The organism is Bacteroides sp. 1_1_30, assembly GCF_020982715.1.
In the GTDB taxonomy this organism is placed as follows: domain Bacteria; phylum Bacteroidota; class Bacteroidia; order Bacteroidales; family Bacteroidaceae; genus Bacteroides; species Bacteroides xylanisolvens.
Map to the genome: position 1 here is coordinate 29,963 of NZ_JAJKHN010000038.1, position 15,997 is coordinate 45,959.

The following is a 15,997-nucleotide window of genomic DNA, read 5'->3' on the forward strand; positions in this document are numbered from 1 at the left end:
GTACTCTTTCTAATTAATTGAGTTGGCTTTATTTCTTTTTCTGTCCCGGGTAAGGTTCTACCATGCAACGTTTAGCCCATGCTTCGTAAGCCTTTGTCATTTCAGCTACTTTTTCAGGGTATTGTGCTGCCAGATTATGCATTTCGCTCCGGTCCTCATTCAGGTTGTATAATTCCCATTTAGCGTTTTCTCCCGGACGAACCAGTTTCCAACCGTCATTAGAGAGGAATGCACGTTCATTGTAATGTTCGAATCCAAGATAGTCATGTCCTTCACGATGTCCGGTCTTGAAGATAGGAACCAGACTCTTGCCTTCCAATGGAATGATGTCATTTCCTTTGTATTTGGTAGGATAAGTGGCGCCTGCCATATCGATACAAGTAGCCATGATGTCCATTACATGTCCGATTTCGGGAGTCGTTTTGCCGACATTCTTCTTGATACCTTTTGGCCAGTGGGCAATCATCGGAGTACAGATTCCTCCTTCATAAGATTTGGCTTTCCAAAAACGGAACGGTGTGTTGGCTACGTTTGCCCAGCGTGCTCCCAATGAAGCGTATGTGGTTTCCGGGCCAGGCAGCACTTCTTTGTTATGAGGATAAACCATTTTCTCCCCTTTACGTGTCATATCAGGACGGTCATTTTCTCCTGGAGAGTAGTTCTGACAATCTTCATTGCTGCATCCATTGTCGGAAAGGAATAAAATCAGTGTATTTTCAAGTTGTCCTGTCTTTTCCAGGGCGTCGATAACTTGTCCTATCCCCTGATCCATACGGTCGATCATGGCAGCATGAACAGCCATAGCACGAGCATCCCATTCAGCATGTGGGTTATCTTCCCATTTATCTTTGAACTGTCTATCAGACAGGAAATTATCCATGTTAGGGAATATACCAAGCTGTTTCTGACGTTCGTAACGGGCGTTACGGATAGCTTCCCAGCCAACTTTATAGGTATCCTTATATTTTTCAATATCTTCCGGCAGTGCATGCAATGGCCAGTGTGGTGCTGTGTAAGCCAGGTACATAAAGAATGGTTTATCGTCTTTGGCATACTCTTTCACTTCTTTCACTGCACGGTCTGAAAGCGCCTGTGTGATGTAATATCCGTCGGGTACTTCTTTCACGGGTACTTCACCTTCTACCAGACTGAATGGGTCAAAATAGTCTACTACTCCGTAGATAGTACCATAGTGGGTATCAAATCCGCGATTTACCGGATAATGACAAAGATCAGAATAGGTTTCGTGATATACGTGATGTGCGAGCCATTCGCGTTGATCTTTGCGTAGTGGAGTTTCTGCGATGTGCCATTTACCTACCATGCTGGTAGCATATCCTGATTCTTTCAATACCTCTGCGATGGTAACGGCATTGCGTGAGAGTGTTCCCCGGTAACCCGGCAGGTGGTCATCGAAGGTCATACGTCCGATTCCTGCCTGATGTTGATAAAGTCCTGTCAACAGGGAAGCACGCGTCGGACAACTCCGGCTGGTGTTATAGAAATGATTGAAACGTACTCCTTGTTTTGCCAGTTTGTCCAGATTAGGTGTGTGGATTTCACTACCGTAGCATCCCAGGTCAGAATAGCCTAGGTCATCTGCAAGAATTACCAGGATATTGGGTCTTTGATCGGACTTTTTTCCTTTGGCCTCTGCTGCAGAATGTCCAGCAACCATCAAGGCGGTTGGTAATAGTAAAAATTTAGAATTCATAAGTTTAATGTTGGTTTATAATTTGTTTTTCACTGTATTACTCTTTTCCTTTGTCTTTGTTTTCCTCAAACCATTTACATACTTTCTTGCTCAACTTGGCAACCAAATCAGGATGCTCATTTGCGATATTATTCTTTTCGAACTTATCCTTTTCCATATCATATAATTGCGCATCGCTTCCGTCACCGTTTACTAATAATTTCCATTTTCCACTGCGTATAGCTAAATGGGGGCTTCTGTCATAAGGGTTCCCTGGAAAGCCAAAATGTTTGTTTCGTCCGAAGTCCCACATTAAATCGGTCTTGCGTTTGGCTTCCGATTTACCGAGAAGAACTTTTGAATAGTTCTGTCCATCGCCTTTGTAACCTTTTTCTGTTTTGATTCCGGCTACTGAACAGAGAGTCGGATATAAATCTACAGCACATAACACAGACTCGTTATTTACCTGTCCGGCTTTAATTTTCTTGGGGTATCTGATGATGAAAGGCATACGAATACCACCTTCATAAAGACTATTTTTAGTTCCTCTCAAATAAGCGGAACGTACAGACTTAAAGCTGGGTGCAGGGCCATTGTCGCTAGTGAAAATAATGATTGTGTTTTCCGCCAGCCCCATATCATCCAGTGCTTTGATAAAACGTCCAAGCTGTTTGTCCATTTCAGCAAGGACGGGAGCAAATGCTTCTTGTGTTTCCCAGCTTTTTCTTTCCTTTTGTTTGAATTCCGGTACCCAAGGGGTATGCATATCATCCGGCCATAGATTCAGGAAAAAAGGTTCGCCTTTATGCTTTTTTACAAACTCAATGCTCTTATCTACAAAGTATTCCGTTCGTCTCCAGCGTTTCACGCTGTCTTTATCCGACCAGATCCATTTGGTAGCAGTGATTGCTGGTTCCGGGTCCGGGCTTTCGTAGGTTGATATGTATTCGTCAAAACCGTAATTCTTAATAGAAGGAGCGTTATGTACGTCGCGTCCGCCTCCCATGTGCCATTTTCCGATGTGTCCTGTTGAGTAACCTGCATTTTGGAAAGCACGTGCCATGGAGGGTAACTTATCATCAAGGAAATTACGTTGTTCGCATCTCTTATTAGCAGCTTTGTCGTTCAGGAAAGTGTTGATTCCCACTTCAAGAGGAAAGAGACCTGTGGTCAATCCACAGCGAGACGGAGAACTAACCGGCGCAGAAGAATAATACTGGTTGAATAATAACCCGTCTTGTGCTAGCCTGTCAATATTAGGTGTAGGAGCGAATTTGCCTCCATAACAACCTATGTCACCGATACCCATATCATCGATATAGATAATTACTACATTAGGTTTTGTTTCTGCTTGTGTGTTAGCAATGGGGAGTAAGGCTCCCAGCCAGGGTAAATGTTTTTTCAGATTCATAATTATTGTGATTTAATTAACTTTAGTTTTTCATGATGACTTTTCGCAAAAGTAGGGAAGATATCAGAGAAGGAAGGAAAAATACTAATCAATAAAGGAAAAAAAATGGTAGAATGATAGATTTCTTCTTTCTTCTATTGAGAAAACACGAATAGAGAAGCTCGTAGAAACCGAAAACTTCTCTATTCTTCTAATTATTCTATGATACGATCATTGGAGAAAGTATCTTGAATGGGAGCTTTACTTCGCCACGGTTTTAGTCAGTAATTGTACCCATGAGTATTTAGTGTTTTCTACCCAATTATCCGGTGAGACTTCGATAGTACCAGTTTTTGCTGTTATTTTTTGTATGCAAATCAATCCTTTCTTTCCATTGGCAGTTTTGAACAGGTAAACTTTATCTGCCTGAATAGCTAAGACTTCGGAGGTTGGATCTGCCAGATTTTCTATCGGAGTTGCATCTACCTGGGAGATTGCATTAAATTCTGCTTGTGATAAAGAGGTTTCAGCAAATAATGTGTGTTGTAAACCATTAATTGTCATCAAGCCATAATCACTTCTTTTAGCAGGTGAAACAAGAGCAGGTACAGCTTCGCTTCCTGAAGGCAAGATAATATCTCCGAGTGAGAAATCGACTTCGTTTGCATATTTCATGGCATCAGCAGCCATATAGGTGCGTCCAAGAAGCCATGTTGCATAGTAACAACCATAATAAGCCGAAGCTGTCTCTACTATTTCTCCATCTTTTCCATAATCCGGATCGGAGAATAAAACGGAAGGAGTAATCTCTACCAATAACTTACGTTGGTAAGTATTACCGTCGGTACCTAAAACGACTACTGTAATACAGGCATTCTCTTTTAAAGAAGTAAACTTGTAAGTTGTCTCGTAATTAGCGGTTCCGTCTTCAAATGACCGGGCAGTTTCTTCTATCAGGCTCCCTTGTATTCCAGTCTTGGAGTCTGCCTGATAAATTTCAAAACTCATGATTTCTCCCTGTACTTTGACGGTTGCCGTGTATTCTGCAACTCCTTTCTCTAATGATACTCTATTGTTTTGATCGACACCTGTAAATTCAATCTTGACAGGTGCTTCATAATCAACTTCATATTTATCTGCACAACCGAATAATCCAAATAAACTGATTGACAGAATTAATGCAATTATACTATTTGTTTTCATGACTTTATTTTTTTAAGTAAACATTCTATTTAGATTAGTATCCTGGATTCTGATAGATATTCGGGCAGTTATTAACTTCACTCTGTGGTATTGGGGCCAAGTTCATACGCTCGTTATAATTTCGTGTATCTAAAGTTACCCGCTGATATCCACCGTTAATTTTCTTTATTCCGACAGCCGGTAATCTCATAACATCTTTTGCTATCAGCCATCTTCTTATATCAAAGAATCGATGATCTTCAAAACAAAGCTCTACACGGCGTTCTTTGCGTATGCGTTCCCGAAGGGTCGCCTGATTATAATCAGTGGCCAGTAAGTCTGTCGTGATACCGGCACGGCGGCGTATCCTGTTAAGCTGGGCTATTGCTTTTTCTCTGGCTGTATTTGTGTCTTCGGCCTCATTCTCGGCTTCTGCATAATCGAGCAGGATTTCTGCATATCTCATCATTGGAAAGTCCATGTAAGTGGTACCACCTTTTCGATGATCGATACGGTCATCCAGGAACTTTGTCAGGAAGTATCCGCTTCCCCATCTATATGATTTTGACAGGTCTATTGTAGCTGGCTTACCGTTGACTAAAGGCCAGGTAGCACCATCACATAGAATACTCTGTGCCAAACGGGGATCCCTGTTAGCATAAGGAGAATTTTCATTGTAACCGGAGTTCGGGTTAATAATAGCTTTCGTATTTGATTCATAACCGAGGATGGGTTGTGAACCGTCAAGCATATCATAGCAATCTACCAGCCATTGATTGGGACAAGTCACTAACTCTTTGTTTACGTTCCAAGGGTCAAAAGCAGGCATTGTTCCGTAGAGGTCGTTTGTTGGTGCACGAAGAAATGCCATAATCGTTTCACCATTGGTACGGGTATTAAATAATCGCGTGTAGCTTTTTTCCGGAGTAGTTGGATCTTCATATAAACGATAAAAGTCTCCTCCATCAGCATATTCAATCATATCATAAGCTGCATCTGCTGCTTCCTTCCAAGTTACTCCGGAAGCTTTATGCAAGGGACTTGCTGCATAAAGCAACGTACGTGCCAAGTATCCTAAAGCCGCTCCTCGGGTCGCTCTGCCGTAATCTGGTGCATCGTATTTATCGGGTAATACTCCCGGTTCTGAAAGTTCTTTGAATTCATTAGCAATCCAACGGACTGTAGTTTCTAACGATTCACGCTTGATCTCATCATAAAGCAATGGGTCGAGTTCTTTGTCTCCGATTACTAATGCTCCATAAAAGCGAAATAGTTCATGATGATACAGTGCACGTAAAAAACGTACTTGGTTTTTCAGGGCTATTTTTTCTGAATCTTCCAGTGGTGAACGGTCTACGTTATTTAGAAATGTGTTTGCAGAGCGGATAGCTTTATAGTAGAATGTCCATGGATGGGCATCGCCAATCAAACCTTTGGAAACATCAATTCCCCCTTTTATAAATTTTTCAAGTTCGGATATGACTGCACCTCCGGCACGGGTTGTATTTCCGGCTCCATCGTCCGTTGCATTGTCAAGCATACAAGGCGACTTTCCTATATTTCCTAAGAATCCGAAGCTTCCCTGCCGATCTCTTCCCATGCGCATACGTGCATACAAGTCGTATGCAACTTTGCGGGTCAATGTAATGTCCGAATAAACCTTCTCTGTATCTGTAAGATCCAGCTCGGTTTCTTTCATCAGGCTATCTGCACTACAACTGGTAAGCAGGATAGCCGTTATAAAGGATATAAATAGTTTTCTCATAAATTACTTGTTTCAAACATTAGAAATTCAGGTTGATACCAAAATTTATTACTTTTTGTTGTGGATAGAATTGCCCGTTACTATTGTTCGGTGATTCAGGGTCTACCTTCTTTACATTATCCCATGTAAGGAGATTATAGGCATTAGTATATACTCTGAGTGAACGTATTCCGATTTTTTTCAAAAGTTTGCGGGGAATAGTGTAACCTAACTGAATATTTTTCAAACGCAAGTATTTGGAGTCTTTCAACCAATAATCCGATTTATAATAATTGGGATGTGTGGCAGTGGCTGCTTTGGTGAAACGTGGATATGTCGCAGTTGCAGCTGTTTCCGGTGTCCATCTTCCGATATGCTCTTCGTAATAGTTACCCCAAGAATTATCCCATGCGATATCTCCTTGCAGATAAATGGATGAACGGGTAGCACCCTGAAGTAATACACTGAAATCAAATCCTTTCCAGTTCAAACCGGCGGTAAGGGAAAAAGTCATCTCGGGCACCGGATTATAGCCGATAGGAGCCTGATCGTTGGAGTCAATCACTCCATCATGATTCAAATCCTTATACTTAATATCCCCTGGTCGGCTTACTTGTCCGAATTGAACGGGGGAACTTGCTACATCTTCATAAGAACTAAAGAATCCGTCGGAAATATAGCCGATGAACTGTCCGATAGGATTGCCGGTCTGTGACATATAGGAATAGGGTTTCACTGACTCACTTTTCTCCACAATCTTATTATGGGCATATCCGTAAATCGCTTTTACGGAATATCCAAAATCTCCTTTTTGATCTTGATAGCCTATTTCCAGATCGTATCCTTGATTTGTTACGACACCATAGTTTATAGGAGCCAGTCCGTTTGAACCGGCTGCTTGAGAATATCTTTCCGGCTCACATAGGATGTTACTACGACGTTCTTTAAAAAAGTCGATATTGGCGGATATTTTGTCTTTCAACCATTTTGTCTCAATTCCTAAGTTGTATTTCCGTGCAATTTCCCAAGTGATATTTTCATTGGCACTTTTTCCTTGAATCAGACCTGTAATTGCAGGATTCTGAGTTTCTCCAAAAGTATAACCTAGTCCATTATCATATCCTGAACGATAGTAGTAAGAGAAACTTCCCAGCTTGTCATTTCCAACTTCACCATAAGAGAAGCGTAGTTTTGTAAAACTTAAGATTGGGTTTTCTTTAAAGAAAGGTTCATTAGTGAGTACCCATCCCATTGATGCAGCAGGGAAAAGCTGATAGCGGTGTCCTTCTGCAAAACGGTTTGAACCGTTATAGCCGGCGTTGATTTCGAATAGATAACGATTCTCATAATCATAGTTAACACGTCCTACTAAAGCCTGATAGATATGGGGCACGTAAGAATAACGTCCACCGGGAGTGGAGGTGTAACTCATATTGTAAAGAACTAATCCGGATATGTTATGTCCTGAGAAGGATTGTTTATAACGAACTGCTGCTTCAGCATATTTGCGATGTGTAGCTGCTGTTTTATTAGTGGCTTTTGTAGGCAGCACCATTTCAAGTCCCTGTTTATAAGTTTCGGCTATCGGGTTATATTGATAAATGTTTGGACGTTGTTGTATGCTGCGGTTATTGTTCCAGCCGGCATCATAAGAGAACTTTCCATCGATGCTTAATCCTTTCAATAGTTTTCTTAGGTTATATTTGAAAACGAAATCTGTCTCGAGTTTATTGCTAAAATTGAGGAAAAATCCTGAATAGCATAATGTTACGAGTGGATTCTGTCTCCATATACCATCGGCAGCGGCATAAGTACCGTTTGCATTCAAGATTGGGAAAGCTTGGGGAGAATTACGGTAGAACATACCAAATAGTCGTAGTGCTTCATCTCCGTTGGCATCATAACCGTATGGGCGGTTCTGACTCCCGAAACGATAAGCAAGATTCACGGATACTTTGAAATCTTCAGTCAGGTTGATATCAATATTCGAACGGGTAGTGAGCCTGTTGTACCTATATTCTGAATCATACCCTTCTTTGTATAAGCCTTTAGCTACATCGGGCGAGGCTGCTAAAAGAGCTTGTATCGTTTCATGTTCTTTAATTTTGTCTACATCTGTCTCAAATATACCAGTCTGCGTGAAATATCCCACAGAGACAAAGTAACGTACTGTCTTGTTTCCACCGGATAAGTTGACGTTGTATTTTTGTTGGAAACCGTTCTTCGTAAACATATCTACAAAGTCGTTGTCCGGGTGTGTAAACGGACTTTTCTGGGTACGATAGAGATAGTTATCATACTCTGACAGGAAAATTCCACGGGTATTGCCGGTATCAGATGGGTCAAAGCCATCATTGATGGCACCCTCACGCATGAATCTTGAAACGGACTCTGCATTTTGTGTTTGGGATATACGATTGAAGGAAGTAATACCGAATTCAGATGAGAAGGATATTCGAGTCTCTCCCTCACGACCTCTCCGGGTAGTTACCAATATTACACCATTTGCTCCTCGTACACCGTATACGGCTGTTGCAGAAGCATCCTTTAACACGGAGATAGTTTCTATATCATCAGGGTCGATTTGTGCCATAGGCCGTTCTACCCCGTCAATCAGTACTAAAGGGCTAGAATCGTTCAATGAAGCGCGACCACGAATAAACATTGTAGCCTGATCACCGCCGGGACGTCCGCTCTCTTGCCGGGTTACCAGTCCTGGGATGCGGCCACCTAAAGCGTTTGTGACACTTGATACAGGCATGCTTTTCAAGTCTTCAGTTCCGACATTAGAAATTGAACCGGTCAGAGATACTTTTTTCTGTGTTCCATATCCCACCACAACAACTTCATCTAATTGTGCAATGTCTTCTTCCAAGGTGACATTGATAAAAGGATGATTCTTTTTTATGGCAATAGATTGTTCTATAAAGCCGATCATTGAGATAAGAAGTGTTTGCTCTGCTTCGTTGGACAATGTAAGAGTAAATTTGCCATCCAAACCAGTCACTATTCCATTATTAGTCCCTTTCTGAAGGATAGTAGCGCCAATCATCTCCATTCCTTGGGCATCTTTAACAATTCCGCTAACTTTGGTTTGGGCACAGACATGCCAGATGGAGCAGGTTAAGCATATGAATAATATTATTATCTTTTTCATGTTTTCTATCTATTAAATAGTTTTGATGCCCGTTACCAACCTGGATTCTGTTGGATGGAAGGGCTTTCCTTGATTACTTTCAGAGGAATAGGATGATAATACATGTAATCTTTAAAATTGCGTGCTTCATCTACTGTAATGCGTGTATAATGAAGCCCGGAAGCATTTTCTTCTACTTTCATTCCGATAATAGGTTCTTTAAGTTGATTGCCATCCATCCAACGTCGCAAATCGAAGTAACGATGTTCTTCAAAACAGAGTTCGATACGGCGTTCTTGCTTCACTTTTTCCATAAAGTTGTTATCTGTCACCCCATTAAGAAATTTATCATTTGTTCCGAATCCGGCTCTGGTACGTATTTTTTGTACAGCTTCTATTGCTGTCAAACCATAGCCTTCTGGATCCGCACTCATGCCGTAAGCGTGATGCATGGCTTCTGCGTAGGAAAGTAGGATATCAGATAAGCGAATCATCGGGAATAAGTGGAAAACGGTACCCACATTGGCCTGTCCGAAGTTCAGTGTTTTGTCCAGGAATTTAGCTAAATAATATCCTGTATTGGTCGAACGGTTCTTCACTTGGTTGAGTCCGTCTATGGTTGTGTTATCACTAATTCGCGTATAAATGGTATTCTTTCCATAAACCGAACCGTCATATCCGATAATTGCTGCCAAACGCGGGTCTCTGTTAGTATACATGCTTGCACCGTCAGAAGAATGGGTATAATCGCTTCCATCTTTCATGGTAAATGCATCGATCAATTGCTGTGAAGGTACTGTACCTCCTCCCTGATCTTTTGAGATTGTAGGGGGATAATGCCTGTTTTCCAGACCATTGTCCTTAGCAGCCGTATAGAATAGGATATATTCCGGATTAGGATTGGCATTGATAAAGATCTTGTCGTACGTTTTAGCAGCAGTAAGAGCTATCAAACTATATTTTTTACTTCCATCCGGAGATATTGTTCCGTCTGCATTTAGATTGATTACATCTGCACAAGCTTTGGCTGCAAGTTTCCAACGTTCCGTCACATCCGAGCCGTCAGTATAGCCTAGTAGTGGATCGTTATTATCCGTTCTGTTGTAGAGTGGGCTTGCGGCATAGAGTAATGTCTTGGCTTTAATAGCAAGTGCCATTCCTTTAGTCATACGGCCATAAGAACCATTCCCACCTTCCGGATCAACTTTCAATACAGCGGCAGCACTCTCACATAACTGTACGATGTGATTGACGCAGTCTTTGAAAGAGTCTCTTGCCTTTGTCTGCAGTTCAGGATCGTCGACTTCGTAAATACGATCGACAATAGGAAAGCCTCCGTAGTGTCTTAACAGGTTAAACTCAAATAAGGCTTGTAAACATTCAGTTTCCGCACAATAGGTATCTTTAAATGTCTGGATGTCTTCTTCTGTCTTATTTTGTAACACCAAGTCAGCCTCACGCAAATATTTGCGGGCAAAAATGGCCTGTTGAATTCCCTTGTATGACTTATTCCAACATTCTTCAATCGGATTTGAAGAAGTGACATACCCACGAGACAACTTATGAATATCCGAATCTATGATTGTACTTATTCCATCATTGGTGGCTGCATCTAAAAAGGCATTTCCTACGTGGTTGAAGCCTTCGGGAATATATGCATACACCTGATTAATCGGTTTCAGATAGTTCTGTTCATTCGTAAAAATATCATCAGGCTGGGCCCAGTCATAGGGCATGTCATCCAGATAATCACAACCGGAAAATGTTAGTGTTGCGCTTATTGCCAAATAAATTATCGATTTTTTCATGCTATCAGAATTTTAAGGAACAACCTATACTCATGTTTCTCGTCAAAGGAGCTGCCAGTGAAGGAGCTTCAGGATCAACCCATTTATATTTTGTCCAGGTAATCAGATTCGTTCCACTAAGGAAAAGCCTCAATCCCTTAAGATGGATTTTCTGTATCATTTTTGTAGGAAAGTCATAGGCAACTTCCAGTGTTTTTAATCTTAAGAAATCAGCATCTTTCACATTTAATGTACTTATCTGCCTGTTATTAAGATTGGCATTGTCCAGTGTTGTTAAACGTGGGAATGTTGCATTCTGGTGTTCGGGTGTCCAGTAATCAAGTTGATGTTCAAATATGGTTCCGTTATCTGTGAAAGGATTCATCACAATGTCCGAATATTGATGAGAGACTTTTGCGGCTCCCTGAAATAATGCGGTGATCGAAAATCCTTTGTAGCCGACTCCTAAGTTAATACCATACATGATTCTGGGAATGTCTCCGTAACCGATAGGTACCATATCGTTTACATCAATCTGTCCGTCTTTGTTTATATCTTCATAACGTACATCACCTGGTTGGACATCAGAGAATGTTTGTACAGGAGAGGCTGCTATTTCTTCCCAAGAATTGAAAAAGCCTTTTGCAATGTATCCTCGATTTTCTCCTAAAGGCCGTCCCTGATTCTTCAACCATTCGTATGGCTGATCTACTTCACCGTTTGCAATCAGTTCATTCGTAGAATAAGAGAATGTACCACCTATGAAATAGCTCCAGTCTGCAATATTTGAATTCCACATGGCAGATAAGTCTACTCCATGGCTATTGATTTTGCCTATATTCTGCTTAAATTCCTTTACATTGCCGACAAGAGAACTGATTTTGTTATTTACTACATACATATCATGACGGTTGTCTTTAAAAAATTCTGCTGTAACAGATAACCGGTCTGAAAATAGTCGGGTATCTATTCCGATATTCAGAATTCTAGCTTTCTCCCAAGTCAATCCGGGATTTGGAAGTATATCCTGAATGTATCCTCCAAGCTTTGTTCCCATGTTTACCCCTGTGATATAGACTTCGTTTTGCGGCCACATACGTCCCCTGTAATAAAAGGCATCTACGCCGGATGAGTTGCCGACTTGTCCATAAGATGCTTTTAGCTTCAGGTAGGGCACTATTTTTTTTGCATCTTTCCAGAAAGATTCGTTAGAAACAGTCCATCCGGCAGATATTGTAGGGAAGAAACCGAATTTGTGTCCCGGACCAAATTTGTGAGATCCCTGATAAGCTCCGATAACATCGATGCCATATCTTTTATCATAATTATAGCCGAACCAACTATTTACGCTTTGGAAGCGGGTTGGCAATACCATTTCATCATTGCTTTCATATTGTTCATAGAAAGCTAAAGCCGAAACTCCATGTTTTCCAAAGGTACGGTTATAATCTAATTGAGCCACGATACCGGTCCGGCGGAAAGAACTGGTATTATCTACCTTGTTTATCATCGAATCATCCTCGCGGGTCCGGCGGAGAACATTCTCATTCGTCGCATCCTTTTCGTAATATGCGAAAGTTATCGTACGTCTGATAGAAGAAATTGTGCGTGAATCCATGGATAGAGCAACAGAAGCTTTTAATCCCTCTGTTATGAAGGAAAGATCCTGTGAGAGTTTTGTACGGAAAGAACCATACAATTGTTTGTCCTGGAAGTAGCCGGAGCGATTTAGCATTGCCCATGGATTTTCACGGAATGCATTTCCTGCTACAATTTTCCCATCTTCTGCATTGATAACATTGCCGTATTGATCTGTATATCCTTGGTCATTGTACCATTCTGGGAAGATTCCTTGCGGTAATGTGACTAGATTTTTATAGATGTTTTCGGCTCCGCTGCCAGGTCCATTCTGACTTTGATACCAGCCATACAGATTTACATCCAGTTGGGTAGTGCGAGTTACGGCAAAATCGATATTGGAACGGATATTAAACCGTTCGGCAGAGTGATTGGTATTATAATCATGTGAATCATCTGTATTGAAGTAGCCATTGTTACGAGTATACATTGCATTCACGAAATATGTACTTTTTTCTGTTCCTCCTTGGATATTAAGATTATAGCGTTGGCTCCATCGGATATCCTTTAAATATTTATCAGCCCAATCTACATTGGGATATAATATGGAATTAGGATCATTCTTAGCATAATTCATTATATCATAGTTCGAATACAGGGGATCCATATTGTCATTATGGCGGGCTATGTTGTGCTGTCTTGCATAATCGGCTGCGTTTAATGAATTTAATTCTTTAAGTGGTTGTTGAGCTATAATTTGAGCTGTCAATTCAACCTGCGGTTTTCCCTTTGCTCCCTTACGAGTTGTAACCAGAATAGCTCCACTGCCTGCACGCATTCCATATAAGGCTGTTGCTGCAGCATCTTTCAATACGGTAATTGATTCTACTTCGTGTGATGACAAAACAGCAAAATCCCGTTCCTGTCCATCAACCAGTACTAATACATCGGGCGAATTACTCCTTTGCCCTCTTATCCAGAATGAATTTTGTTCATTCACTAATCCACCACCTTGCACTTGTCGGGCAAAATAACCAGGTACCAGTCCGGCTAATACTGCCGAAAGATTTGTAACAGGTAGATTGCGTAACTGTTTACCCGAGATGGTGTAGGCTGAACCGTTATAATCTCCCGTAGGGAGTACACGATATCCTAAATCCAAGGGTACATCTTCTTTGTTTTGGACATTTTGTGCCTGGCATATCAAATAGCCAGGAAGTAGTCCAACCAACAACATTTCTTTTAAGAACTTCATATGTACAATTTTTAAGTTAACGTCATAGTAATTTTATTGATTATTTTGAATTTTATCCATTAATACCTTCATCCAGTATCCTCCGATTACCGAACGTGCTCTAAAGCCTACCCATCGTCCATTGTCGGTGTGGTGCCAGTCACTGATAGGTACACGAGAGGCTGTTTCATTGATATATTTATAGACTGGATCAGAGAATCGTTGGAAAGTATCTTTATCTGAAGACATAGCTGCCGTCCACATGATCCAGTCGGATTTTGTGTATTCTTTACGAGAGTCCAGAGGGAGCCCATAAAGATTCTGTTTTGTCAAATAATAGTTAATCTCTTTTCTGATAACATTATTAGGGAATAAATTCAGGTTCCACAACTTATCCCAAACCATGTTATATTTTTGACTCCAGGTATCTTTACGGTCAAAAGCTAGACGGTAATGATCTCCCTCATTCGCCATTTCTTCCCATTTTACCGCCATTTTCTTGGCTATAGCCGCATATTTTTCAGCTACATCATTCAATCCGAGCATCCGAGCCATTTCACTGTATCCGGCTACTCCCATGATAGCTTTCACGGAAAGATTGGCATTATGAGCCCAATGTCCGGCGAAGTCATCCGTGCAAAGTTGGTTTTCCGGGTCCTGTCCAGACTAAGTTTTTTTAGTTATTTAGTTTATTATCAGATATGTATAGCTAACATGTCTTGTTTCTGTGTTGTAATTAGTTGGTTTTTCGAGTGTTTTTGTAGTCTATAAAAATGATTTATTTCTAGGATTTGGGGTATCCCAGATTGTTTCAACAAATTCTAATTCTAGAATAAAATATCAACAGTTCATGCATGATAAAGAAATAATATATCCCCAAATGTAGTTTCAGGGATCAAATAAGATGGAATAAAGACATGATATATTAGTGGCGGTTTAAAACAGATTAAAATGATTCCATCCATTCACTTGACCGACAGATGTTTTTATATCCCTATCTCCATTATAAATCGCGAAACATTGTTCCGTTGGAGTATTGGATAGTTTAGCCCATTTTGAAATACCTTTAAAGAAATCCGGTGAATAAGTTGCTCCTGATTTGATTTCATAGGCATACTGTTTTCCGCCAACCATTCTTAATAAGTCAACCTCATTGCCAGTGCTATCACGCCAAAATGATAATCCCGGTTCGACACCTCTATTATAGGATTCTTTTACAAATTCATTGATGACAAGATTTTCAAACAATCCTCCACGTAAAAAATGAGTAGTTATTTGTTCTGCATTTTGTATGTCAAGTAAAGAACAGGCTAGCCCAGTATCATAAAAATATAACTTAGGAGTTTTTACCAATCGTTTGGCATAATTATTATAATCTGGTTTCAGTAAATAACAGATATAACTTGCTTCTAATATAGATAACCAGTTAGTAGCTGCTGTGACAGAAATTCCACATTCATTTGCTAATGATGAAAGATTTAATAATTGCCCTATGCGACCTGCACATAATTTGAGGAATTTAATAAATTTACTTAGATCCCCAATATTACGTAATAATCTCACATCTCTTTCTACATATGTTTGTATATAGAAAGGATAATAATCATCCGGATTTATAGTTTTGTCATAAATGCGTGGATAAGCTCCCTTAAAAATTTCTTCATTTACACTGGATGGCAATATTTCTCCTTTTTCCATTTCATAATGCGAAAACGGTAGTAGCTTGAGTACTGCCGTACGTCCAGCTAATGATTGATTCACACTTTCCATTAATAAGAAGTTATGAGATCCGGCCAGCATATACATACCTTCTTTATTCTCTTTATCGGTATGCGTTTGGATATAAGAGAAAAGTGACGGAACTCTTTGAACTTCATCGATAATTGTTTTATCCGGGTAGGTGGAAAGAAATCCTCTCGGATCATCTGTAGCAAATAGTCTCATATCAGGATCTTCCAAAGACACATACTCATAGTCCTGAAAGGAATTCCTCAATAATGTTGATTTTCCAGATTGTCTAGGTCCTGTCAATGTAACAATCGGATATTTATTTGCCATTTCAATTAGCTTGGATTTCAGTATTCGTTCTATCATTGCTGCTCTTATTTTACTGTTTGCAAATTTAATCTTTAAAAGTGAATTTGCAAAACTTCTCTGTTTTTTAATTTAAAGTTCTCTATTTATATTAGATCTTTTATAATCATATCTGCAGCATATTATAAGTAATTATAATTTAAGCAGCCTGTCATTGAG

At 40.3% G+C, this 15,997-nt stretch carries 8 protein-coding genes and 1 pseudogene; all 9 read right to left on the reverse strand.

What is annotated here, in order from left to right; translation table 11 throughout:
- Nucleotides 1-28: 28 nt before the first annotated feature.
- Nucleotides 29-1,714, reverse strand: coding sequence for an arylsulfatase (locus tag LPH68_RS12935; protein WP_004322447.1), 1,686 nt, complete (start codon nucleotides 1,712-1,714; stop codon nucleotides 29-31).
- A 37-nt stretch (nucleotides 1,715-1,751) separates the two neighbouring features.
- On the reverse strand, nucleotides 1,752-3,104 hold the full coding sequence (locus tag LPH68_RS12940; protein ID WP_008024143.1) for a sulfatase: 1,353 nt from the start codon (nucleotides 3,102-3,104) through the stop codon (nucleotides 1,752-1,754).
- Between the two features lie 240 nt (nucleotides 3,105-3,344).
- Nucleotides 3,345-4,286 (reverse strand): hypothetical protein, encoded by a 942-nt coding sequence (locus tag LPH68_RS12945; protein WP_049701656.1) that lies wholly within the window; start codon nucleotides 4,284-4,286, stop codon nucleotides 3,345-3,347.
- A 34-nt stretch (nucleotides 4,287-4,320) separates the two neighbouring features.
- The gene (locus LPH68_RS12950) at nucleotides 4,321-6,030 is read right to left on the reverse strand and encodes a RagB/SusD family nutrient uptake outer membrane protein (protein WP_151922296.1); all 1,710 of its coding nucleotides are present in this window, start codon (nucleotides 6,028-6,030) and stop codon (nucleotides 4,321-4,323) included.
- A 19-nt stretch (nucleotides 6,031-6,049) separates the two neighbouring features.
- Nucleotides 6,050-9,166 carry a TonB-dependent receptor gene (locus LPH68_RS12955; RefSeq protein ID WP_151923340.1) on the reverse strand — a complete coding sequence of 1,039 codons (3,117 nt, stop codon included), beginning with the start codon at nucleotides 9,164-9,166 and terminating at the stop codon, nucleotides 6,050-6,052.
- A gap of 32 nt (nucleotides 9,167-9,198) precedes the next feature.
- Nucleotides 9,199-10,953 (reverse strand): RagB/SusD family nutrient uptake outer membrane protein, encoded by a 1,755-nt coding sequence (locus LPH68_RS12960; protein WP_151923339.1) that lies wholly within the window; start codon nucleotides 10,951-10,953, stop codon nucleotides 9,199-9,201.
- Between the two features lie 4 nt (nucleotides 10,954-10,957).
- Nucleotides 10,958-13,765 (reverse strand): TonB-dependent receptor, encoded by a 2,808-nt coding sequence (locus LPH68_RS12965; protein ID WP_151923338.1) that lies wholly within the window; start codon nucleotides 13,763-13,765, stop codon nucleotides 10,958-10,960.
- Between the two features lie 33 nt (nucleotides 13,766-13,798).
- Nucleotides 13,799-14,407: pseudogene (locus LPH68_RS12970) on the reverse strand (DUF1793 domain-containing protein); the annotation flags it as partial.
- A gap of 273 nt (nucleotides 14,408-14,680) precedes the next feature.
- Nucleotides 14,681-15,838: an ATP-binding protein gene (locus LPH68_RS12975; RefSeq protein ID WP_008024160.1), complete on the reverse strand. Its 1,158-nt coding sequence runs from the start codon at nucleotides 15,836-15,838 to the stop codon at nucleotides 14,681-14,683.
- Between the last annotated feature and the right edge of the window lie 159 nt (nucleotides 15,839-15,997).

Coding starts and splice junctions, on each gene's coding strand:
- LPH68_RS12935 (WP_004322447.1), bottom strand. CDS start 1,714: ATGAATTCTAAATTTTTACTATTACCAACCGCCTTGATGGTTGCTGGA.
- LPH68_RS12940 (WP_008024143.1), bottom strand. CDS start 3,104: ATGAATCTGAAAAAACATTTACCCTGGCTGGGAGCCTTACTCCCCATT.
- LPH68_RS12945 (WP_049701656.1), bottom strand. CDS start 4,286: ATGAAAACAAATAGTATAATTGCATTAATTCTGTCAATCAGTTTATTT.
- LPH68_RS12950 (WP_151922296.1), bottom strand. CDS start 6,030: ATGAGAAAACTATTTATATCCTTTATAACGGCTATCCTGCTTACCAGT.
- LPH68_RS12955 (WP_151923340.1), bottom strand. CDS start 9,166: ATGAAAAAGATAATAATATTATTCATATGCTTAACCTGCTCCATCTGG.
- LPH68_RS12960 (WP_151923339.1), bottom strand. CDS start 10,953: ATGAAAAAATCGATAATTTATTTGGCAATAAGCGCAACACTAACATTT.
- LPH68_RS12965 (WP_151923338.1), bottom strand. CDS start 13,765: ATGAAGTTCTTAAAAGAAATGTTGTTGGTTGGACTACTTCCTGGCTAT.
- LPH68_RS12975 (WP_008024160.1), bottom strand. CDS start 15,838: ATGATAGAACGAATACTGAAATCCAAGCTAATTGAAATGGCAAATAAA.